Annotated in this window: 21 protein-coding genes; 9 read left to right on the forward strand and 12 right to left on the reverse strand. The window is 70.7% G+C overall.

Annotated elements, in window-relative coordinates; genetic code table 11:
* Window positions 1–42: 42 nt before the first annotated feature.
* The 6 genes from N553_RS0117220 to N553_RS0117245 form a co-directional block, all read right to left on the reverse strand.
* Window positions 43–1,467 carry a glycosyltransferase gene (locus N553_RS0117220; protein WP_034623209.1) on the reverse strand — a complete coding sequence of 475 codons (1,425 nt, stop codon included), beginning with the start codon at window positions 1,465–1,467 and terminating at the stop codon, window positions 43–45.
* On the reverse strand, window positions 1,464–2,468 hold the full coding sequence (locus tag N553_RS0117225) for a HEAT repeat domain-containing protein (RefSeq protein WP_028047569.1): 1,005 nt from the start codon (window positions 2,466–2,468) through the stop codon (window positions 1,464–1,466). The genes N553_RS0117220 and N553_RS0117225 overlap by 4 nt, the downstream gene beginning before the upstream one ends.
* An 8-nt stretch (window positions 2,469–2,476) precedes the next feature.
* A complete protein-coding gene (locus N553_RS0117230; protein ID WP_028047570.1) occupies window positions 2,477–2,869 on the reverse strand; it encodes a response regulator transcription factor in 393 nt (130 codons plus the stop codon).
* On the reverse strand, window positions 2,866–4,944 hold the full coding sequence (locus tag N553_RS24455; RefSeq protein ID WP_197030114.1) for an MFS domain-containing histidine kinase: 2,079 nt from the start codon (window positions 4,942–4,944) through the stop codon (window positions 2,866–2,868). Before N553_RS24455 ends, N553_RS0117230 begins: the two co-directional genes overlap by 4 nt.
* Window positions 4,945–5,025: 81 nt before the next feature.
* Complete coding sequence (locus N553_RS23340; RefSeq protein ID WP_081844731.1) at window positions 5,026–6,456, reverse strand: glycoside hydrolase family 18 protein; 1,431 nt, start codon at window positions 6,454–6,456, stop codon at window positions 5,026–5,028.
* A 124-nt stretch (window positions 6,457–6,580) separates the two neighbouring features.
* Window positions 6,581–7,381 (reverse strand): M15 family metallopeptidase, encoded by an 801-nt coding sequence (locus tag N553_RS0117245; protein WP_231505307.1) that lies wholly within the window; start codon window positions 7,379–7,381, stop codon window positions 6,581–6,583.
* 111 nt (window positions 7,382–7,492) lie between these two features.
* Here N553_RS0117245 and N553_RS23345 point away from each other — a divergent pair, with 111 nt between their 5' ends.
* Complete coding sequence (locus N553_RS23345) at window positions 7,493–8,416, forward strand: L,D-transpeptidase (RefSeq protein WP_034623322.1); 924 nt, start codon at window positions 7,493–7,495, stop codon at window positions 8,414–8,416.
* 63 nt (window positions 8,417–8,479) lie between these two features.
* On the forward strand, window positions 8,480–10,318 hold the full coding sequence (locus N553_RS0117255; RefSeq protein WP_156043883.1) for a hypothetical protein: 1,839 nt from the start codon (window positions 8,480–8,482) through the stop codon (window positions 10,316–10,318).
* Here N553_RS0117255 and N553_RS0117260 read toward each other — a convergent pair.
* Window positions 10,308–10,688, reverse strand: coding sequence for a toll/interleukin-1 receptor domain-containing protein (locus N553_RS0117260; protein ID WP_028047574.1), 381 nt, complete (start codon window positions 10,686–10,688; stop codon window positions 10,308–10,310). The two genes, N553_RS0117255 and N553_RS0117260, sit on opposite strands and share 11 nt — an antisense overlap.
* Before the next feature lie 121 nt (window positions 10,689–10,809).
* Between N553_RS0117260 and N553_RS0117265 the strand changes: the two genes are divergently transcribed.
* The 4 genes from N553_RS0117265 (at window position 10,810) to N553_RS0117280 (ending at window position 13,415) form a co-directional block, all read left to right on the forward strand.
* Window positions 10,810–11,526 carry an MSMEG_4193 family putative phosphomutase gene (locus N553_RS0117265; RefSeq protein WP_028047575.1) on the forward strand — a complete coding sequence of 239 codons (717 nt, stop codon included), beginning with the start codon at window positions 10,810–10,812 and terminating at the stop codon, window positions 11,524–11,526.
* Between the two features lie 5 nt (window positions 11,527–11,531).
* Window positions 11,532–12,080, forward strand: a complete 549-nt coding sequence (locus N553_RS0117270) for a DUF3090 domain-containing protein (RefSeq protein ID WP_028047576.1) — start codon at window positions 11,532–11,534, stop codon at window positions 12,078–12,080.
* A complete protein-coding gene (locus tag N553_RS0117275; protein ID WP_028047577.1) occupies window positions 12,077–12,841 on the forward strand; it encodes an SCO1664 family protein in 765 nt (254 codons plus the stop codon). Before N553_RS0117270 ends, N553_RS0117275 begins: the two co-directional genes overlap by 4 nt.
* Window positions 12,842–12,965: 124 nt before the next feature.
* Window positions 12,966–13,415, forward strand: a complete 450-nt coding sequence (locus tag N553_RS0117280) for a hypothetical protein (protein ID WP_028047578.1) — start codon at window positions 12,966–12,968, stop codon at window positions 13,413–13,415.
* 6 nt (window positions 13,416–13,421) lie between these two features.
* Here N553_RS0117280 and N553_RS0117285 read toward each other — a convergent pair whose 3' ends face one another.
* On the reverse strand, window positions 13,422–15,422 hold the full coding sequence (locus N553_RS0117285; RefSeq protein ID WP_028047579.1) for a VWA domain-containing protein: 2,001 nt from the start codon (window positions 15,420–15,422) through the stop codon (window positions 13,422–13,424).
* On the reverse strand, window positions 15,415–16,800 hold the full coding sequence (locus tag N553_RS0117290; protein ID WP_028047580.1) for an ATP-binding protein: 1,386 nt from the start codon (window positions 16,798–16,800) through the stop codon (window positions 15,415–15,417). The genes N553_RS0117285 and N553_RS0117290 overlap by 8 nt, the downstream gene beginning before the upstream one ends.
* Before the next feature lie 188 nt (window positions 16,801–16,988).
* Here N553_RS0117290 and N553_RS23350 point away from each other — a divergent pair, with 188 nt between their 5' ends.
* Together N553_RS23350 and N553_RS23355 are read left to right on the forward strand one after the other, a co-directional pair.
* A complete protein-coding gene (locus N553_RS23350) occupies window positions 16,989–18,029 on the forward strand; it encodes a diacylglycerol kinase family protein (RefSeq protein ID WP_051640307.1) in 1,041 nt (346 codons plus the stop codon).
* On the forward strand, window positions 18,026–18,703 hold the full coding sequence (locus N553_RS23355; RefSeq protein WP_051640308.1) for a phosphatase PAP2 family protein: 678 nt from the start codon (window positions 18,026–18,028) through the stop codon (window positions 18,701–18,703). The genes N553_RS23350 and N553_RS23355 overlap by 4 nt, the downstream gene beginning before the upstream one ends.
* 17 nt (window positions 18,704–18,720) lie before the next feature.
* Here N553_RS23355 and N553_RS24460 read toward each other — a convergent pair whose 3' ends face one another.
* The 3 genes from N553_RS24460 to N553_RS0117315 all read right to left on the reverse strand — a co-directional run bounded on the left by N553_RS24460 (window position 18,721) and on the right by N553_RS0117315 (window position 21,357).
* Window positions 18,721–19,593: a hypothetical protein gene (locus tag N553_RS24460; protein ID WP_051640309.1), complete on the reverse strand. Its 873-nt coding sequence runs from the start codon at window positions 19,591–19,593 to the stop codon at window positions 18,721–18,723.
* A 20-nt stretch (window positions 19,594–19,613) separates the two neighbouring features.
* Window positions 19,614–20,954, reverse strand: coding sequence for an L-fucose:H+ symporter permease (gene fucP / locus N553_RS0117310; protein ID WP_028047581.1), 1,341 nt, complete (start codon window positions 20,952–20,954; stop codon window positions 19,614–19,616).
* A 91-nt stretch (window positions 20,955–21,045) separates the two neighbouring features.
* Window positions 21,046–21,357 carry a putative quinol monooxygenase gene (locus tag N553_RS0117315; protein ID WP_028047582.1) on the reverse strand — a complete coding sequence of 104 codons (312 nt, stop codon included), beginning with the start codon at window positions 21,355–21,357 and terminating at the stop codon, window positions 21,046–21,048.
* Window positions 21,358–21,471: 114 nt separating this feature from the next.
* Between N553_RS0117315 and N553_RS0117320 the strand changes: the two genes are divergently transcribed.
* Entirely contained in the window at window positions 21,472–21,933 is a 462-nt protein-coding gene (locus tag N553_RS0117320; protein WP_028047583.1) for a hypothetical protein, read from the forward strand.
* The last annotated feature ends 3 nt before the right edge of the window (window positions 21,934–21,936 follow it).

The raw sequence follows: 21,936 nt of genomic DNA on the forward strand, positions 1-21,936 counted from the left end.
GAGGCAGCGGCGCGGCACGCCGAGACGTCCGGGCTGCAGGGTTCAGGGTGTCTCGTCGGCTGGCCGTGCGAGCCCTTTGCGTTTCTGCTCGCCCCACTCGGTCTTGCCTCGGAAGATGTCGAAGTACCCCATGAACCGCCACCAGTTGTGCAGCTGATGAAAGCCGAAGCTCTCGATGACGGTGTACGACAACAACCGCCCGACGTCCCTGCGCCTCTCGTACCGCCCGTAGCCGATCAGCTCGATCGCCAGGGCGGCAGTCGAGAGGACCACGCCCATGCCGACAGACACGGCGAGGAATGACGCGATGTATCCGGTCGAGACGGCGCCGATCGCCCACAGCACGACGCTGACCCCAAGTCCGAGCAGCGCGAAGAGCGGGCTGAGGAACTCGAACACCGCGAAGTACACGGCTGCGACGAGGCCGATCGGACCGTACTTGGGGTTGCCGATCATGACCCGGTGCCTTCTGAGCGACTCGAACAGACCGCGCTGCCAGCGACGTCGCTGCTTGCCCAACGTCGCGAGATCCTCCGGGACCTCCGTCCAGCACACCGCGTCGTCGACGAAGACGACCTTGTACGGTTCGCCGCGGTCTCGTAGGTGCCGGTGCAGGCGCAACGTCAGCTCGAGATCTTCGCCGACCGTGTCGGTCCACAGCCCTCCGACCGTCTGCAGCAGTGCACGGTCGTAGATGCCGAAGGCGCCGCTGATCAGTCCCAGCGCGCGCAGACGACTCCACCCGATGCGGGAGACGAGGAACGCGCGGATGTACTCCAACGTCTGGATGGTCGCCAGGCGGCTCTTGCCGAGCCGCACGTCGAGCACCTGGCCATGGTCGATCCGGCACCCGTTCGCCGCGCGCACGGTCCCGCCCGCCGCGATCACGTTCTCGGGGTCGTCCAGCAGAGGCTTGGCGATGCGCAAGAGCGCGTCGTGCTCAAGCAACGAGTCGGCGTCGATCATGCAGACGTACGGGTACCGGGCTGCGTTGACTCCCGCGTTGACCGCGTCGGAGCGGCCCGCGTTCTCCTTGTCGAGCACCAGCAGGTTCGGGTGCGGCCGCGAGGCGTACGCGACCCTGATGGTCGCTGTCGCGATGCCCTCCCGGACCGCTTGACGCACCGGCACCATGTCGAACGCCTTGACCAACGCAGCGATGGTGCCGTCCGTCGACCCGTCGTTGACGACCACGACCTCGTGCTTGGGGTAGCGCAGCGCGAGCAGCGACCGGACGCTCTCGACGATCCCTGCTTCCTCGTTGTACGCGGGGATGAGCAACGAGATGCCGGGCGTGAGCGGTGAGGCGAACGCCTCGTCGAGACCGAGGTAGCGGCGGCGCCACAGCGACTGCCGCAGGTCGTTCCACGCGAGGCCGGTGAGCAGCAGGTACAGGATGTCGAGCGCAACGAAGTAGACGAACGACACCACCGAGAACGCGACGAGCGCGACTTCTACGGGGTTCACAGATCGAGCCGATCTGCCGCCTCGCGCAGGTGGGGGCCCGCGTCTGGTTCCTCCGCCACGGTGAACACGAGCTCCGGGTCGATGCGGGCCAGCGCTCGAGCCGCCTCCGAGGCCGGGTCGAACACGTCGTGCCGGGCGACCTCGAGCAGCGCGGTCGTCGCCGACCGCCCGCCGATCTGCCCCAGCGCGGTCGCGGCCGCGGCCCGCACGAACGGCACCCGGTCCTCCAGCAGGACGATCAGGGCGTCCCGTCCCGTTGCTGCGCCGAGCCGACCGATCGCTGCGGCGGCGGTAGCCCGAACCTCCGAGGACGGGTCGCGCAACCGTGCCGGGAGCGCGTCGGCGTCCGTGGCGGACCCGACGAGTCCGACGAGGTCGAGGGCGTACGAACGAAAGCGGGGGTCGGGGTGGTCGAGCAGCTTCAGCAGGTCGGGCACCGCCGGTGCGCCGATCTCCAGGAGGGCGGCACCAGCGACCGACCGCGGCACCCGCTGCCCGATCGCCGCGTCGATGAGCGGCTCGACGGCGGCGGTCGCGCCGAGCCGCCCGAGGCTCCTGGCCGCCGCCGCCCGAACATCCAGGCTGCGGTCCGCCATGGCATGCAGCAGGTCCGGCACCGAGCGCTGCGAGGCCATGTCCCCCAGCTCGAACGCGGCCTGCACCCTGCGCCGCACACGCCGGCTCCGCAGCTGACGGCGCATGTGGTCCACGGCGCCGGACGCCTCGAAGTACGCGCCGATCCTGTCCTCGGCCTCACCGCGCAGGAGCCGCGAGTAGTGCGCCAACAGCTCGGCGAACACCCGCGCTTCCGTGCCGGTCAGGACAGGAGCCTCCGCCACCTCCGGGTCGTCCACGAGGTCGATCGCCGCAGGCCGCAAGCGGTCGGCCACCTCACGCAGACGATCCACGCGTGCCCGGGCCCGACCGCGGTCGACGATCAAGACCAGCACCAGCACCACACCCGCGAGAGCGAGCACAAGGACGCCGGCGGCGAGGGTCACGTGCGCGCCTACCTGCGGCCGAGGATGGCCTGCACCCGCGAGCGCAGCTCTTGCGGGCTGAACGGCTTGCGCACGTAGTCGTCGGCCCCGGCGTCGAAGCCTCGCTGGACGTCCCCGTCCTGGACCTTGGCGGTCAACAAGATGACCGGGACGCGCTTGGTCGCCTCGTCGGCGCGAAGGGCACGGGTCACCTCGAAACCGTCGAACTTGGGCATCCGCACGTCCAGGACGGCCAGGTCGGGGACCTGCTTGCGGGCCGCCTCGATCGCTTCCTCGCCGTCTCTGGCCTTGATGACCGTGTACCCGGAGCGTTCCAGGCGGAACGCGACGAGCTGCAGGATGTCCTCATCGTCGTCGGCGATCAGGATGACCTGCTTCGGTGCCGAGTCCTCGGCGCTCATGTGTACACCTCTTTGTCGTGTAGAGAGGTCGGGCGGTTCGGCAGATCGACGGTGAACGTCGTGCCGCTTCCCTCGATGCTGGACACCGCGATCGTGCCGTCGTGGACCTCCACGATGGACTTCACGATGCTCAGCCCGAGCCCTGTCCCGTCGACGGCGCCCACGGTCGAGGCTCGGAAGAACTTCTCGAACAGCCGGTCGTGCTCCGCTTCCGGTATGCCGACACCGGTGTCGGTGACGGTGACGTTCACACCGTCGACCGCCCCGGCCAGGGTCACCGTCACGGTGCCGCCTGGCGGTGTGAACTTCACCGCGTTCGAGATCAGGTTGTCGAACATCTGGGTCAGACGGGTGTGGTCGGCGAACATCGGCTCGACGGTGTCCGGTGCGACGAGCTCGACCGTCACCTGACCGTCCTCCGCTCTCGGGCGGGCGGCCGTGACGCTCGCAGAGGCGACCTCCAGCAGGTCGATCCAGGTGCGTTCCAGCGACAGCTTTCCTGCGTCGACCTTGGCGGCGAACAAGATGTCGTCGATGATCCGGTTCAGGCGGCGGGAGTTGCGGGAGATGACGCCCACGAACTCCTTCTGCTCGTCGTTGAGCTCACCGAACTCGTCATCCAGCAGCATCTCGGCGTACCCGCCGATCGACGTCAGCGGCGTGCGCAGCTCGTGCGAGACCGAGCTCACCAGCTGGTCCTTCATGCGGTCCAGCTCGAGCAGCTGTGCGTTCTGCTCGGCGAGGCTGTCGGTTGCCGCGCGCTGCACCGCGAGCAGGTCCGCGCGCTCCAACGCGAGGGAGAGAGCGCGCGCGACGGTGTCGAGGACGTCGAACGCGCCCTGCTCGATCGTCGGTTCCGCGTCGGCGACCACGTTGGCGACCACCCGGCCGTCGACCTCGACCGCAGCCGTGTAGAGCTCGGGCTCGTCGGGGAGCTCGACGCTCGCCTCGAGCACCCGCGCGTCACCTCCGGGGACGAGCCGGAACGCCGCGCGCTCGGCGGACGCGAAGAGCTCCTCACGGCCCTCGTTGACGAGAAGCTCGGAGCCGAGCTGGCTGAGCGTGGATCCGCGGTCGGCCGCACGCAAGGTCCGCCCGACCAGGTCCACGAACCGGATGATGACCAGCCCCGCGACCGCGACCAGGGCGACGAGGGTGAGCCAGACGTACCTGGTGTTGCCCGTCAGCGCCTGGATGGCGAGGACGAGGACCGGGATCAGGCTGATCAGGTACAGCGTGACGACCCGGCGCACGCTGTACCGCGTCGGGGTGGGCCCACTGGGCTCGGCGGTCATCACGGTCATCGACGGATGCAGCCCGGCGAGACCGATGCTCGCCACACCGGCGAGCAGCAACGCGTCCGCAAGGCCGCGGCCTTCCCCTGCCGATGTGAACAGGCCGCGCGCGCTGTAGAGGAAGTCGCCCAGAAGGACGAACGACAGGCCGAGGGTGAGCATCCGCAGCGACACCGGCCGCGAGTTCACGAAGAGCAGGAACCGGAAGGCGACGGCGACGAGCAGCACGTCAGCCAGCGGGTAGGCGCTGGCGACGATCACTCCCGCCAGGGTCAGGTCCTCGTTCTCTGCGACCTGGCTGGCGACCACCAGGCTCGCGAAGAGCGTCGCGTTGATGGTGATGATCCCGGCGTCGATGAACGTGCCTCGTTCACCCTCGCGCGCCCGTGCCCTGCTCGCGACGAGCAACCCGCCGGCGTACATGGGGTACGCCAGGAGGTAGAAGACGTCCGGGCTGGACGGGAACGGGTAGGTGCCCCTGGCCTGGTGGATCCCGAACAGCAGGTCCCCGACGGTCGTGGCCGCGATTCCGCCGGCGATGAGAAGCCATGCCAGCGGCTTGCGTGGCCGGTACCGGAACACGCCGTACAGGACCATGCTCAAGGCGAGGAGGTCGACCGCCAGGTACAGCACCACGGCGTGCAGGACGACGTACGAGTCGGGCACCACCAGGAACGCGGCCAGGACGGCGGTCGCGCACCACGCACCCCTGCGCCACAGGCGTGCGTCCGCGCTGCTCACGGCCGCAACGGGCCCAGGGTCAAGCGTTGCTCGAGCCACGGTCCGATGCTCCCACGGTGCGGGCGGGAGCACCTCGTGTTCCGGCCCGCCGAGCCTCCGCGGGTCGCGAAGCCCCGGGCGCTACTGCAGCACCGGTGCGAGTGCCCCGATCAGAGCATGGCTGTTCGAGTCCTGGCTGATCTCCCACGCCATGGCGCCGCGCAGGTGCAGCGCCTTGATGAGCTTGGTCCGCTCGCCGATCGACCGCGGGCTGGAGTACGCGACGACTGTCGGGACGGTCGCGGGCCCGGTGGTCAGGTTCGGGTGGACGGCCGCAGGGTTGAACAAGTACGGCTCACCGGCCAGGGCGTTCCAGTAGACGGTGTAGCCGGCCCCACCGGTGACCCCGGCCGCGTCCACGTACCCGCCCTCGTCGACGAGCGCGTGGTAGCTCGGCTGGGGTGTCACGTCCACGGTCAACGAGTTCGAGTCCGTGCCGGTGTTGTCGAACGGTGTGTAGAGCCCGTGGTTGGCGGTCCCCGTGCGCAGGTACTGCTGGGCGTAGAACGGCACCCCGACGACGATCTTGTTCGCCGGGACGCCGTTGAGGAGGTACCAGGCGACCGTGCCGCTGGTGTTCCACGTCAGGTCCTTGGCGTGCGGATCGCGCGGGTCCGGCGTGAACAGCGTGTTCGGCGACGCCTTCGGACCGCTGGGCACGTTGAAGTCGTACGTCATCACGTTGTCCCAGTCGAAGTACTTCGTGATCTCCTTCAGCTCGTAGTACGTCGTCGAGCTCTTCGCCGCCGGGAGCGCCGCGGTGAGCAGGTAGTGCTTGCCGGTGGTCGCGCCGTACGCGTCGAGCTGGGCGCGGAACTCGGCCGCCAGGAGCGTCGCGTTGTGCCGGTCGGCCGGGCCCACGTCGACGTTCCCGCCGGCCACCTGGGTCGGGTACTCCCAGTCCAGGTCGATGCCGTCGAACAGGCCGGCCGCGGCGCCCGCTCCCCCGGCGCCCTCGGGCCAGCCGCCGCCCGGCAGGTTGCCCTTGATGAACGTGTCGATGCAGGACGCGACGAACGACTGCCGCAGCTCCGGAGTGGAGGCGAGCGTGGAGAACCAGGTCGACTTGGTCCAGCCGCCGAGCGAGATCTCGACCTTGAGGCTCGGGTTCGCGGCCTTGAGCTTGCGGAGCTGGTTGAAGTTGCCGAACAGGTGCTGGTCGGGGTTGCTCGGGTCGTCCGCGACGCCGTCGACCGTGTTGTCTCCTGTCCAGTACACCTGCTGGTAGTCGGCCCACGGGTCGAGGACGTTGCAGCTCGCGGTTCCCGTGGCCGGGTCGAAACCGGGGACCCCGAAGGCGTACTGGATGACGTTCAGCTGGGTGACCGGGATGTCCTTCACGAAGTAGCCCCGCCCGTAGACGTCCCAGTCGGCGAAGTAGGCCGACACCACCTTGCTCGGGACGTCGGGCGACGGCTTCGGGGAGGCCTGTGCAGGCAGCGGCGCGAGCAGTGCCACGCTCACACCGAGTGCAGCCACGGTGGACACGGACAACCGGCGGGAACGGCGCATGAGGCTCTCCCAGACACTTCTGGTCGGTGGATAAGTAAGTACTCCTACCAAATAGCGGCAACCCCCACCCTATTGCCCGACGTCCGATCCGCGTCAAGAGTCCGGATCGTCCAGGTCCGGCCGCTCAACCGCCGGTGAGCGAGAAGTGCTGGTAGTCCACCGGGCTCGCCCACGCACCGCCCCAGGACCAGCCGATGGTCTCGAAGGCCTGGACCACGGCGTCCCCCGGTTGGATCACCCCGGGACCGCTCGCCCGGTCCGCGAAGGGTCGGCCCTCGCGCGGGTAGACCGACCGACCGAGGACGTACGGGTTCTCGACAGGGTTCAGGTCGATCGCCCGCCCGTACGCGTGCTGCGACCACTCGGTGCCGCCCGTGATGGCCCGACAGTTGAACGCCGACGTGTTGTCCGCCGCCATCGACGCGTCGTCACTCCCGCCGAAGTCGTCGACCAGCCGCATCGACCGGACCGGGTAGCCGGCCTCGAAGAGGATCCGGAACACCGAGGCCACGTCGTCGGCGACGTCCGCGTGCACCACCAGCTCGCCCTGGGCGACCTCCCCGGCCGAGAACCCGTGGTGGGTGACCGTCACGTACCGCAGGTCGGCAAGGTCGACGGGGCAGCCGGGATGCCACGACGGCGACATCCGGCTGGCGAGCTCAGGAGTGATCGCGCTGACGGTGGACGTGAACGCAGGGGCGGGCGGCGGCGCCGTCACGCTCAGTTCGGGCGCCGGGACGGGCTCGCTCGCCCGCGCCGCGGGGCTCGGCGGGGGCACCTTCGTCGGTTGCCGCGAGCCCAGCGGAGTCTCGTTCGCCGGCGTCCCGTTCGCCGGCTCACTGGCGACCGTGGTGCTCTCCGTCGGGCCGCACGCGGCGAGCAGGCACACCGCGAGTACCGCCACACCCCGTCCGAGACCGCTCACGGGGCAACTCTGCCGCCAGTGCGCAGCTGCCGCGTCCTGACCCCCGTCCGAACGACCGCTCTCGCTCGCCTGACCTTCGTAGGTCGCGCTGTGCGTGCGACGCTGGGACGCATGAGGCACGGATCCGGACGAGCCTCGCGGCACCTCATCCTCGCGGGCGCCGTGGCGCTGGCGGTCGTCGCGGCGGGCTGCTCGACCAGCGGCGCGTCACCCCGCACGCCGACCGCGGCCCCCACGGTGCTCGTGCCGTCGACCATCGTGTCCGCCAAGGTCGCGGCCCCCGCCGTCCCCGACCCTCCGGCGCCACCCGCCGTCGACACGTCGGCCCTCGTGCAGATCAGCCCGTTGACCGTCGTCGCCGGCCTGCCCGGGATCGGTGACGCGACCCAGCGCCACGTCGGCGGCGCCTCCAGCGGACCCTGGCAGACCGTCACGCTGCTGCGGGACACGGTCGCGTTCGACGGGTACCGCCACCCAAGCGCCGTCGGGCTGATCCCCGGCGAGACCTTGGGCCAGGTGCCGACGGTCCTGCCGGTGCTCGACGCCCGAGGCAACGGCTGGGTGCGCGTCATGGTCGCGACCCGCGGCGCGCTGCCGTCCCAGGACCGGAGCCAGGTCAACGGGCGCACCGCGTGGATCAACGCAGCAGACACGCGCCCCTCGAGCACGACCTGGTCGATCCACGTCGACACGGCCGCACAGACCATCACCATCGACGACGGGACCGGACCGCAGGTGTACCCCGTGCGGGCGACCGGCTCGGCGTCGACCCCGACGCCGGCAGGGATGTCGTTCATCGTCGGCCCGTTCTGGGACGAGCCCGGAACCTTCACGCCACGCGTGATCCTGCTGTCCTCGCAGTCCGAGACGATCGACCGCTGGGACCGCCCGACCGGGACGGCTGTGAGCGCGATCCACACGTCCTTGCTGAAGGGCTCCGGGCCCGTGTCGAACGGGTGCGTCCGCGTCAGCGACGAGGTGCTCGACGTCCTGTGGCACCGCGTGCCCGCAGGCACCGTCGTGACCGTGACCTGACCTCCGGCACGGGCGCCGCGTGTCGCCGGCGCCAGGCGTGGTACCGCCTGGGATGCTGCCTGCGTGCCCCCACCAAGCACGCGGCCACGGATGATCGACGCGGGCGACCTGAGCGTCGGCGACATCGTGCAAGAACTCGGGATCCAGGTGGGAACTCCCGTCGTAGTGCTGGTCGGCGGCGCACGCAACCTCGACATGCCCGCACCTGCGCCATCGGGTCCTGCGGCGGGCTGGCCGCCGGACGTGACGCAGCTGGCCGAGATCCGCGCCGTGATCACACGGTTCTTCGAACGTTCGCTCGGCCCGGCGATTCGCGATGCCGGGGCGGTTCTCCTCACCGGCGGAACCAATACCGGAATCATGCAGCTTGCGGGAGAGTTCCTGGAGCGCGACGCGGAGAAGCTTGTCGGGGTGGTCCCGAAGGTCAAGGTCGCCGGCGCTTCCGCGAAGGAAATCGTTGAGCCGAGGCACGACGCAGTCGTGATGACTGCGGGCCAGACGTGGGGTTCGGAGACGCGGACGCTCTTCGCGCTCGCCGAGGCGATCACGGGTGATCGCGGTCCTGGTCTTGTGGTCGTCGCCAACGGAGGTCGCGTCACGGTCGAGGAGGTCGAGCGGTTCACGGACGGCGGTTGGCCCATCCTCGTCGTGCCGGCCACCAGCGGCGCGGCCGAGCTCCTCGCGCTGAAGCACGCCGAACAGGTGCGGCTGGACTCGGAACGCTCCTTCGGACGGGTCCTGCGACGCGTCGGTCTCAGGCGGCCACCGGTCCTACCCCCTGATCTCCCTCGTCTGACCAGAGAGCTGCCCAGCACCGTGGACATCGAGGTGCTGAGCTCGGACGCCGCCCAGGCCCTCGCCGCACTCGACTGGCGACTCTCGTCCGACACGTCCCTCAAGGCTGCCTGGACCAGGCACGCGGCCTTCGACGCGGCAGCCGGTCGGTACCGCGCGCGCGCCACCCTGCTGCGGCGGCTCGCGGTCTGCGGTCTGCTGCTACCGGTCGCGCTGGCCAGCTGGTTCGTCCAGATCCGGCTCGATCGAGACGCTCCAGCCGCCGGACCACCGGCCGACATCGTCGACCAGCTGTCGATCTGGCTTCGTGACGCGATGCTCCTCGGGCACAACGAGAGCCTCCTCACCCACGTCACTGCGATCGCGCGTGTCCTGCTCGTCTTCCTCCCGATCGCGCTCGCGGTCGGGGCTGCGATCGCGGCGAACCTGAGCCCAGACAGGCGCTGGCGGGCCGTGCGGGCGGGATCCGAGTCGCTGCTAGCGCGCATCTACCTCTACCGGGCGGCCCTCTCGACCGACGCACCAGCCGAGACGGTCGAGACCGGCAAACCCACGAGGCGGCTCGCCGCGACGATGCACGCGGTCGACACCCAGCTCTTGCAAGCAGGTGTCCCACTGGCCTCGCTCGGCGGTCGCGTGGTCCGTGAGCGTCCTAGCGAGGGGGTCCATGCCGATGCACTGGCACCTTTGACGGCCCGGCTCTACCTACGGCACCGCGTGGCAGACCAGCTGGAGTACTTTCACGACGCCCACCTCGCCCGCGACCGCAGAGACCGACGAACGGGTGTCATCGCCGCCGTCGTGGCTGCCGTCGCCGTAGCGACCGCCGGGACCACCTGGGCTCCGTGGTTCGGCTTCCTCCTCCTCGTCGTCGCCACGCTCGCGATCGTCCGGATGCGCCAGCAGGTCCGCGAGGAGCTCGAGACGTTCGACCGCGCGGTCGCCGACATCGAAGATGCGCGGCTCGCCTGGGATCCCCACCGGGGGGTGGGACGTCTCGTTCGCTCCGTGGAGGCGATTCTCCGGCGCCAGGGCGACGCGTGGGTCCAGAACATGAACCGGGGCGCCAAGCAGGCGAGTGCCTACGCCTCTGGGTTCAGCGGCTGAGCGCGCCTCGGCCCCACGTCTCGGGCGCGACCTCGGGGCTGACGCGCAGCGTTGACGCCGACGACAACGCGGGATGCCACGGCACGGGCTGCCGGAACCACGCCCAGATGGGGACCTCCGCTTCGAGCGCTTGCTCGAGCTCCCACCGGCAGTGCTCGGAGTCGCGAGAGTGCTGGCTCACGACGACGAGGAGCGCCTGGCAGCCGCGGATGAGCGAAGCGAACTCGCCGCGCCATTCGGGGCTCTCCTTGAGCGCCTCCGCAGGACTCCATGCCGCACCGGGCGCCGCGCGGACACGGTCACGAAGCGCCTCGACCACAGCGCGGTCGCCTCGTGCGTGCGAGATGAAGACCAACACGAGTTCGATCATGGCGCGTCGCGACCATTCTCGGAGTCGACATGCCGACACGGGCAGCGGGCTCGAACACCCGGGCGTCCACCGCGGGACGCACAGCCGACGAGGCGCAACGAGTTCTGCCTAGGCTCCCGTCATGGCCACAGTCATCCTCGTCCGGCACGGTCGGAGCACGGCGAACGTCGAAGGGATCCTGGCGGGGCGGGCCGAGGGGGTCGACCTCGACGAGGTCGGGCGCCGGCAGGCCGAGCGGGCAGCGGAACGCCTCGCGGCGGTGCCGTTGGTCGCGGTGGTCTCGAGCCCGCTGGCCCGATGCCGGCAGACGGCGGGGATCATCGCGGAGCACCAGGCCCAGACGGTGCCGATGCAGCTGGAGCCGGGCATCGTCGAGACCGACTACGGGCAGTGGCAAGGCCGGCTCGTCAAGGAGCTCGCCCAGGAGCCGCTGTGGTCGGTGGTGCAGAGCCGGCCGTCCGCGGCGGTGTTCCCGGGCGGCGAGTCGTTGGCCGCCATGCAGGCACGGTCGGTCGAGGCGATCCGCCGGCACGACGCGGCGCTGGAGGCTGAGCACGGCGCCGAAGCGGTGTGGGTCGCAGTCAGCCACGGCGACATCATCGCCACCGTCCTCGGGGACGCGCTGGGTATGGATCTCGACCTCTACCAGCGCCTCACCGTCACCACGGGATCGGTGTCGATCGTCCGGTACGGGAGCACGCGCCCTCAGGTCGTCGCCACGAACACCGATTCCGGTGACCTCTCCTGGCTGCGCGGGCAGGCTCCGGTCGGCGACGCGCAGCTCGGGGGCGCCGCTCATCCCGGAACCGCCGCTCAGGGAGCGGACCTCGTAAAATGAGCGACGTGCCCGCCCTCGTCCACCTGTTCGACTGGCCTGACCGTGTCGTCGTCGGCACCGTCGGGAGCCCCGGCTCGCGATCGTTCTACCTCCAGGTGCGCGACGGAGCCCGCAATGCGAGCGTCGGGCTGGAGAAGGAGCAGTCCGCCATGCTCGCCGAGAAGATCGACGAGATCCTGGACGCGCTGATGGCCGACGAGGGGAACCCGTTCAGCGTCCCCGCCGACACGCCCGTCGAGCTCGTCGACAACGACCCCCTGGACCAGCCCGTCGAGGAGCAGTTCCGGGCCGGGCTGATGCGTCTTGGATGGGATCCCTCGACCGCGCAGGTGGTTGTCGAGGCGTTCCCGTTCGTCGAGGCCGGCGAGTCCGATGACGAGGAGCCCGCGGCGGAACCGAGCGAGATGCTCCTGGTCCGGATGCCCGTCGGTACCGCGCGGGCGTTCGTCCACCGCACCCGGCAGGTCGTCGCGTCGGGCCGGCCCCTGTGCCCGCTGTGCGGCAGGCCGATCGACGACGACGGCCACGTGTGCGGCGCGACCACGACCCTGTGACGAGCGACCTCCTCGCAGGTGAGCTCGAGCTCGTCGGGCGGATCACGGTCGCATCCAACGCGACGTTCCTCGCGACGATCGGCGAGACGCAGGTCGTCTACAAGCCCGTCGCCGGCGAGAAGCCCTTGTGGGACTTCCCCGACGGGACGCTCGCCAACCGGGAGACGGCCGCGTACCTGGTCTCGCAGGCGTTCGGCTGGGACATCGTGCCGCGTACCTTCCTACGCGACGGGCCGCTGGGCCCCGGCATGGTGCAGCTGTGGCAGGAGCCGGACGCGCAGCAGGATCCGGTCGACATCGTCCCAGCGCGTGCGGTTCCCCAGGAGGGCTGGCGTGCGGTCTTCCAGGGGGTCGACGAGGGCGACCAGCCGCTGACGTTGATCCACGAGGACTCCCTCGCCCTGCGCCGGATGGCCGTGTTCGACGTCGTCGTGAACAACGCCGACCGCAAGGGTGGCCACATCCTCCCGACCCGTCACGGCCACCGCTACGGCGTGGACCACGGCGTCACCTTCCACGTGGAGCACAAGCTGCGGACGGTCCTGTGGGGCTGGCTGGGCGACGCGCTGAACGATGACGAGGTTGCGGGCGTGCAACGGGTGCGCGCCCGGCTGGACGACGACCTCGGCCGGCAACTGGCGGAGCTGCTCAGTGACGACGAGCTCGTCGCACTGGCCACCCGGTGCGACCGGCTGCTCGTGCGACGCGTCTTCCCGCGACCCCGTGGCGACATGCCGGCGTTCCCGTGGCCCTTCTTCTGAGCGTCGCTCGCACCCTCTGAGCGTGGGCTTCTGAGCGTCGTGCACCGAGCGGCGGCGGGCCGGTGCCAGGATGACCCGCCAGGGCACGGGCCCCTGAGCGCGCGACGAGAGGGCCACCGTGGGCATGCGCACCGTTCGAGCTGCCGCCGCGCTGGGAGTCATCTCCCTGCTCGGTGCGTGCGCAGCGACCTCCGAGCAGCGCGCCCCCGGGGAGGCGACGGTGCACGTCGAACGGCACACGTGGGGCGGGCTGTGCGCGACCGGGCCGTGCGCGTCGGACCTCGTCGTGCAGGACGACGGCACCTGGACCTACTCGTCGTCCGAGACGCAGGACACATCCGGGACGCTGTCCGACACCGAGCTCGACGCGTTGTACGCCGCGGTTGCGGACACTGCGCTGGGCGGCGCGAGCGCGGCGACGCAGGAGTGCGCGGCGGACGCTGACGGGACGTCGGTGCGCTACACGTGGACCCTCGACGATGAGTCGGGCGCCGCGTCGTCGTGCGAGACCGCCATCGACGGGAAGGACCCGCTCGTCGCCTACCTGGACGAGCTCGCCACGTCGGTCGGCTGAGCGGCGTCACCACTCCTCGTCGCGACCCCAGCCGCCGAAGGCGCCGCTGCGGCGAGAGCCCAGGTAGGAGCCGATCACCGCGGCGCCCAGCTCGTCCGACTCCGGTGTGACGACCTGGCCACCCGCCCGTCTGGCCATGGCGTCGACGAAGCGCGCAAGGCCGGGGTCGTCGCCGAGCCGGAAGAACGTCGTGCGGGCGCCCAGGCGAGCCGACCCGTCGAGCTCGCGCACCGCGAGCGCGATCGTCAGCGGGTGGGGCGGGTAGTCGAAGAAGACCTCGCCGCTGGACTCCAGGTGGGACGTGGGCTCACCGTCGGTGACGATGAGGAGCACGGGCTGGGCGTTCGGGTGCTTGCGGAAGTGCCGGTTGGCGAGCATGAGGGCGTGGTGCAGGTTGGTGCCCTTCTCCCACTGCGCGTCGAGCCCGACGAGCTGCTCGATCTGCATGACCGAGGCGCTGCGCCCGAAGCCGATGAGCTGCAGGTCGTCGCCGCGGAACCGGCTCGTGACCAGGGTGTGCAGCGCGAGTGCCGTGCGCTTCATCGGGACCCACCGACCGTCCATCGCCATCGAGAACGACGTGTCGACGAGCAGTGCCACGCACGCCTGGGTACGCGCCTCGGTCTCCTGGATCTCGACGTCGTCGACGTGGATGGTGAGGGGTCCCGGGCCGCCTTGGCGCACCAGCGCGTTGGTGATCGTCCGGCTCACGTCCCACGGCTCGGTATCGCCGAACGCCCACTCCCGGGTGGAGCCGGACGGCTCCCCCGCGGCGCCGGAGCGGCGGACGTCGTGCCCGCCGGTGCGGCCGGACATGGTGTCGGCGACGGCCCGCAGCACGGCCTTGCCGAGCTGGCGCATGGCCTTCGGCGTCAGGGCGAGCTGGCCGTCCGAGCCCCGCCGTATCGTGCCGGAGTCGCGCAGGGCCTGCTCGAGGCGCTGCAGGGTGCGCGCGTCGACCGCGGCGTCGGACCCGAGCTGCCGTGCCAGCTTCTCGAGGTCGAGGTCGTCCAGCCGGGACCCCTGGTACGACTGCGCGAGCTGGTCCGCGAGCGCGTCGAGGTCGGCGAGGTCCTGGAACACCCCCGTGCCGTCGCCGAGCCCGAGCCCGTTCTCGCCGTCCAGGCGCTCCGAGCTCCCCCAGTCCTCGCCGGGCCGCAGCGAGCGCAGGCTGTCGTCGAGCCGGCTGAGCTCGCCGAGCAGCTCCGACGAGCCGAACGCCTGCTGGGCGAGCGCGTCGAGCTCGTCGCGCTGCTCCTGCGTCATCGAGTTCCGCATGCGCTGTGCGGCGGCCGCCCGTGTCGCGAGGGTGTCGAGGAGCTCGTCGAGGTTCTGCGGCTGCTCGGGGAAGTAGTCGCCGTGCTTGGCCATGAACTCGTCGAACTGCTCCTGCGTGTCCTCACCGAGCCGGCGGTTCTCCAGGAGCCCGTTGAGGTCGGCCAGCATCTCGTTGAGGGCGGCGCGGTCCTCGTCGGTCGCGTTCTCCAGCGCCTGCTTCAGGCCGGCGAACCGCTGGTCCAGCATCTCGCGGCCCAGCAGGTCCTTGATCTTCTCGAACTCCTGCCGTGCCTCGCTGCTGCGCCAGTCGTAGCCGTTGAGCTCGTTGACGGCGGCCGCGGGCGAGGACGGCAGGTTGTCGAGCTGCATCTGCGCCAGGGCACGCATGCCCTCGTCCATGTCGACGTCGCGCGCGAGTTGCTTGCGCTCAGCCAGGACCGCCCGGTCCAGGAGCTCCTTGACCTGCTGCAGCGTCCCGTCGAGGTTGTTGCGCTGCGTCAGCTCGCGGCGCCGCTCGGCGACCCTCCGCGCAAGCTCGTCGAGGCCCTCGTGCCCCCGGCCGCCCCGCCGCAGGAACTCGCGCATCGCGCGCTCGGGCGAGGAGCCCGCCATCACGTCCTGCCCGATCGCGTCCAGCGCCTCGGCCAGGTCCACCGGCGGCGCGAGCGGGTCCGGCCCGTCGACGTACGGGGTGTACCGCCTGGCGAGTCGCCGGTTGGCCCTAGCCATAGATCGTCTCGCCGCCCCCAGACTCCTTGCTGATCCGACGCGCCAGGTACAGCCCCTCGAGCGCGAGCTCGATCGCTGCAGCCCGCTCACCGTCGTTCGTCGCGCCGAGACGCGCGCAGATCTCGTCGTAGAGCTCGGACTCCCCCAGGGCCGGCAGGCCGGCAAGGACGTCGCGTGCCGCGACCTGCTCACCCGTGGACACCACCGACCCGTTCCCGATCGCGTTCACCAGGACGCCGAAGTCGATGCCACGGAAGTGCGCGCGGACGGTCTCCGCCGTGGCGGTGCGCAGAAGGTGGTCGAGGATCTCGTCCTCGCGGCCCTCCTCGCCCGACTCGAACTCGACCTTGCCCGCGAGGACGTCGACGGCGGTCTCGAGGTCGACCGGCCGTGCGACCGCCACGTCCTCACCCTGCCGGGCCGCCCGGTGCAGCGCCGAAGCCGCCACGGTCTCCGCCCCTGCGATCGCGAACCGGGCGCTCACCCCGCTGCGCTGGTCGACCGCGCTGGACTCCCGCAGCGCCCGGGTGAACCGCGCAAGGATCTCCACGAGGTGGTCCGGCACGTCCGCCTGGAGCTGGGCCTCCTGCCGGATGACCGCGACCTCGTCGGCGAGCTCCGCCGGGTAGTGCGTCCGGATCTCGGCGCCGAACCGGTCCTTCAGCGGGGTGATGATCCGCCCGCGGTTCGTGTAGTCCTCGGGGTTCGCGGTGGCCACCACGAGCACGTCGAGCGGGAGGCGCAGGACGTAGCCGCGGATCTGGATGTCCCGCTCCTCCATCACGTTGAGCATCGCGACCTGGATGCGCTCGGCGAGGTCGGGAAGCTCGTTGATCGCGACGATCCCCCGGTGCCCCCGCGGGACCAGGCCGAAGTGGATGGTCTCGGGATCGCCGAGGGCCCGGCCCTCGGCGACCTTCATCGGGTCCACGTCGCCGATGAGGTCCGCGACGCTCGTGTCCGGTGTCGCGAGCTTCTCGACGTACCGCTCGTCCCTGTGGCGCCAGGTGACGGGCAGGTCGTCACCCAGCGTTCTGGCCAGCCTCTGGCTCGCGGCCGAGATCGGCTCGTACGGGTGCTCCCCGAGCTCGGACCCCTCGATGACCGGCGACCACTCGTCGAGCAGGCCGATCAGGGTGCGCAGCAGCCTCGTCTTGCCCTGCCCACGCTCACCGAGCAGCACGATGTCGTGCCCGGCGATCAGGGCCCGCTCGAGCTGCGGCACGACGGTGTCGTCGAAGCCGTGGATGCCAGGCCATGGGTCGCGGCCCTCGCGAAGGGCTGCGAGAAGGTTGGCGCGGATCTCGACCCGCACCGACGTGTGCACGTGCCCCGAAGCGCGGAGCTCGCCGACGGTTGCCGCAGTTGGTCGCATCATCTCGTCGAGCGTAAGCCTGGCTTCGGACATGCGCTCTGGGATTTTGGGCGGCGTCCACCGACCGAGGCGTCCGGTGCGTCCCGACGAGCCAGGCGGCTCCTTCCTGGGCTCACGAGCGCACCGGGAGGCCTCCTCTGCTTGACTGTCACCACCAGCCCAGCGGATCGAGAGTCGGGAGGCACACCGGCATGTCGCACCCGGGTACGGGCAACGCCACCGGAGTGCAGCGACATGCACGGCACGTCGCCGACCGCGCACCCAAGGCCACGCACCCCGTCCTGCTGATGAACCCGAGGTCGGGCGGCGGCAAGATGGCCAGGTTCCGGCTCGACGACCGCTGCCGCGACCTGGGCGTCCAGCCGATCGTGCTGGGTCCGGGCGACGACCTGCTGACGCTCGCCGAGGCCGCCGTCGCGCAGGGCTGCGACCTGCTCGGCATGGCCGGCGGCGACGGGTCGCAGGCGCTGGTCGCCACCGTCGCCGCGCGGCACCGGATCCCGTTCGTCGTGGTGCCCGCCGGCACGCGCAACAACTTCGCCCGCGACCTCGGCGTCGGGACGGGTGTGGTCGGCTCGCTGGCGGCGTTCGTCGACGGCGTCGATCTCCGCGTCGACCTGGCCGAGGTCAACGGCCGCGTGTTCGTGAACAACGCGTCGATGGGCGCGTACGCCCAGCTGGTCCGCTCACCGCGCTACCGGGACGCGAAGGTCCGCACCGCCGTCGAGCTGCTGCCGGATCTCGTCGGCCCGTCGGCGGCATCCGTCGACCTTCGGTACGCCCTACCAGGAGGCGGGCAGGCGACCACGGCCCACGTCCTCCTCGTCTCGAACAACCCCTACGACCTGTCCGCATCGCCCCGCGGTGCGCGTCCCCGGCTGGACGCAGGCCTGCTGGGTGTCGCGTCGGTGCACGTCCTGGACGGCGCAGAGGCCAAACAGCTGGCCGCACTGGCCGCGGCCGGGCACAGCGAGCTGTTCTCCGGGTGGAACGAGTGGACGACGACGCAGCTGGACGTCACGTCCGGGCAGCCCATCGCCCTGGGCATCGACGGTGAGGCCGTCACCCTCGACCCTCCCCTGACCTTCGTGAGCCGCCCGGGAGCCCTGGTGGTGCGGATCGCCCGCGAGCGCGTCCAGCGCCGGTCGACGCCCTCCGCCGTCGGGGGGCCGCGACCCGTGCCGTTCTCGGCGCTGTCGCGGCTGCTGTCCGGACGAGGGGGTCACGCGTGAGCGAGCCGGTGGGTGCGGCATCGGCTGCGGCCGGACCGACTGCGGAAGCCCGGGAGCCTGTCGAGGACTGGCTCGCCCAGCGCATCGCCGACGCCATACCGGGCGAGCAGCCCGAGGCGCTGCTCCGTGCGCTGCGCACGCTCGGGCGGTGGGACAGGCGCGCCTACGAGGCCGTGGCGGGGTGGTCGACGCCGCTTCTCGACGAGCCGATGCGGCACGTCGCCCAGCTGGCCAACCACTCCAAGCCGTGGATCGCGACCGCAGCGGTCCTCGCGGCGTTCGGCGGGCGCCGAGGGCGGAACGCCGCACTGGCCGGGGCAGCGGCCATCGCGGCGACGTCCTTCGTGGTCAACCAGCCGATGAAGCGCGCCGGGGCCCGACTCCGACCCGACCGGCACGCGCTGCAGGTGCCGACCCCACGGTGGGTGCCCATGCCCACGTCGACGTCGTTCCCGTCCGGGCACTCCGCATCGGCGGCCGCGTTCGCCGCCGCCGTGGGGCACGTCATGCCCGAGCTGCGCCTCCCGTTGCGCGTCGCCGCGGCGACGGTCGCGCTGTCACGCGTGTACACGGGCGTGCACTACCCGGGCGACGTGGTGGTCGGGGTGGCGACCGGCTTCGTCGTCGGCCGTACCGCCGCGCGCCTCGTGCTCCGACCGACGCCGCCGCGCTGAGGGCAGCAAGCCGCCGGTCAGCGTGGGGCGTCCAGGCCGAGCTCTGGCGCACCCGCGCCGGGCGGCCGGTTCCAGTTCAGGGACGTCTCTCGTGCCCAGAACACGGCGAAGAGGACGATCTCCCACCACTCGATGATGAGCGTCCTGTGGACGCGCCACCGCCAGGACGCCACTGCGAAGACCACGCCGACGCCGACCGTCATGAGCAGCACCAGACCCCGGTACCAGCCGAGGTGCGGTTCCGGCAGCGTCTCTTCGCCGGCCGCGCTCGGCCATCCGTGCGTGGCCACCGCCACGGTCAGGCTGATGATGAGGAAGAACGCCGACACGAGGTGGATCCCCTCGAACGTCGTGGGCGTCTCGATGAACGTCCGGTAGCCCAGCAGCGCCAGGTACGCGAGGGCCATGACCTGTGAGATCCGGTAGAAGAGCCGGGCCTTCCATCCCCTCGTGGTCACCGTCCCGCCCACCCAGTGCCCGGACCGCTTCTCGACGAGGAGGAACACCCCGACGACGACAAGCACCGAGACGGTGACGATCCTGACGCCGACGAGGGCGGTGTCGACCGCGTCCGGCGTCAGGCTCTCGAGGTAGCCCTCGAACGGCACGAACGCGACGAAGAGCGCGTAGAAGCCGGCCAGGTCGAGCGCGTAGTCCTCGACGGGGGCGCCCTTGTACGCCACGAGGCAGGCCGCGAGCCCGACGAGCATCCCGACGAACACGTCGCGGAGCGGGCCCTGGTAGTAGGCGCTGATCGACCCCGGGATCGTGCCGATCGCCAGGAACGTCCCCACCGAGGCGACGAACATCAGCAGGGGCAGCGCCACCATGACCATGCGCAGATGGCGGTAGGTGACCAGGGCGACATCGCTCTGCTGCGGCGACGCCATGACCGGCTCCCCCCTCACCGTCAGTGCGCGACGCCCTCCGTGACGAGCGGCGCCGGGTGGCGGTCGGACCGCAGGTCGAACAGCGCGTACGCGGCGACGAAGGCCAGGCACAGCGCCGGGACGATGAACCCGCGGGCCGTGCCCGAGCGGTCCATGATCAGGCCCATCACGGGCGGGAGGAGCGCCCCGCCGAGGATCGCCATGACCAGACCGGCAGCCCCGAACTTCGTGTCCCGGCCCAGGCCCTGCAGCGCGACGCCGTAGATCGTCGGGAACATCAGGGACAGCGACACGGAGATCGCGACGACGGCGATGAGGCCGACCATGCTGGGGACGAGCACGGCGGTGAGCGCCAGCACCACGCCGAGCAGCGCCATGACGAACAGGAGCTTCGTCGGCCGGATGATGCCGAGCAGGTACGTCATCACGAACCGTGAGACCAGGAAGAGGATCAGGCTGGCCTGCAGGTACCACCCGGCGTGCGAGGCGGGTACCCCGACGACGTCCTGGGCGTACTGGATGGTGAAGCTCCAGGCACAGACCTGCGCACCCACGTTGAGGAACTGCGCGACGACGCCGAACCGGTAGTGGCGGTTCTGCCACAGGCGCGCGAACGCTCCCCCGGACGGCTCGTCCAGCCCGAAGTGCGCATGGTCGTCGGGCACGGTGATCTTGCGGAACGCGATGAGCAGCCAGATCAGCAGCAACCCGAACGCGATGCCGGTGTACGGACCCAGCACGAGGGACAGGTCGCTCTCCTGGGCCTGCTCCAGCTGCTGCGCCGACATGTCGGCCTTCTCGGCCTCCGACGTGATGTTCGGCAGGATCAGCACGGCTCCGAGCAGCACACCGATGTTGGCGCCGACCGGGTTGAAGGCCTGCGCAAGGTTGAGCCGCTGCGTCGCGGTCGGCTCCGGGCCCATGGAGATGACGAAGGGGTTGGCCGAGGTCTCGAGGATCGACAGGCCCGCCGCCAGCACGAACAGCGCGATCAGGAAGAAGCCGTACTCGAGCAGCATCCCGGCCGGGATGAACAGGAACCCGCCGACCGTGGCCAGTCCCAGTCCGGTGAGCACGCCGGTCTTGTACCCGAACCGCTTGTTGATCAGCGCGGCGGGAATGGCCAGCGCGAAGTACGCCCCGTAGTACGCGAACTGGACGAGCGCCGACTGGAAGTTCGTCATCAGGAAGATGTGCCGGAACACCCCGACGAGGACATCGGTCAGGTTGGCCGCCGAACCCCAGGCCGCGAAGCACGCGACGACGAGGATGAACGGGACCGTGAGGCCGGGATAGACCAGGCTCTTCTTCCGCGGACTCCCGAGCTCAGGCTCTGGGGTGATGACAGTCGGTCGGTCCACGGCGAGCCCCCCTTGGCTGCGTGCGACCAGGCATTTCTTGTCCAGTCAATGCGACGCTAGCCCCGAGTCAATGAGCCGACCACTCGGGCTGTCACTTCTCGTCGAGCAGCCTCAGGTCCGACGGCTCGCGGAGCAGGTCCTCCAGGATGCGGTTGCCCTCGGTGGTGTGGGGCTGCTGCATGTGCTCGTCCCAGGCCGCGCGCGAGCGGAACATCTCGAGCATCACCCAAGAGTCGGGGTCGTCCTGCGGCTGGACGAGGTGCATGAACACGCACCCGGGCTCGGTGAGCGTGCTGCGGCGCATCGACTGCAGCTGCGCCTCCGCCTCGGCGAGCCGGTCCTTGCGTGGCTTGATCGTCACGACGAGGAACAGCGGCCGGGTCTGCTCGTCCTGCGGGCTCATACCTCGTCCTACACCAGTTCCACGCCGCGCGCCGGGGCGGGTCGGACGTGCTAGAACGGAAACGAGGCCGGTCCGGTCGCACAGGCGCCGGTCGGACGAGGATCGGAGGCCGTCATGCGGCGCTACGCGATCGTGGCGAACCAGACCCTCGACAGCGACCAGCTGTTGAGCGTGGTCACGGAACGGGCGTCCCAGGGCCCCGCAGAGTTCTGGCTCGTCGTGCCGGCCACCCCGGTCAAGGACCTGGCGTCCAACGTCGTCGCCGTCCCGATGCCGGTCATGGGTGGCACCCTCGCGCTCCCCCACCCACCGGCGGAGGCCCGCAGGCTGGCCCAGGCCAAGCTCGACGCCGCCCTGACAAGACTGAGGGCTGCCGGCGTGACGGCCGACGGGTCGGTCGCCGACCCCGACCCGCTGCGAGCCGTGGACGAGGCGGTCGCCGGGCGGTCGTTCGACGAGATCGTCGTGGTGACGCTCCCGACGCGCTTCTCCCTGTGGATGCACCAGGACCTGCCCGACCGGCTCGCCCACCACTTCCACGTCCCGGTCACGGCCGTGGCCACGGAGGACGTCTGAGGT

The sequence above is a fragment of the Cellulomonas sp. URHE0023 genome (assembly GCF_000688475.1).
Classification (GTDB): domain Bacteria; phylum Actinomycetota; class Actinomycetes; order Actinomycetales; family Cellulomonadaceae; genus Cellulomonas.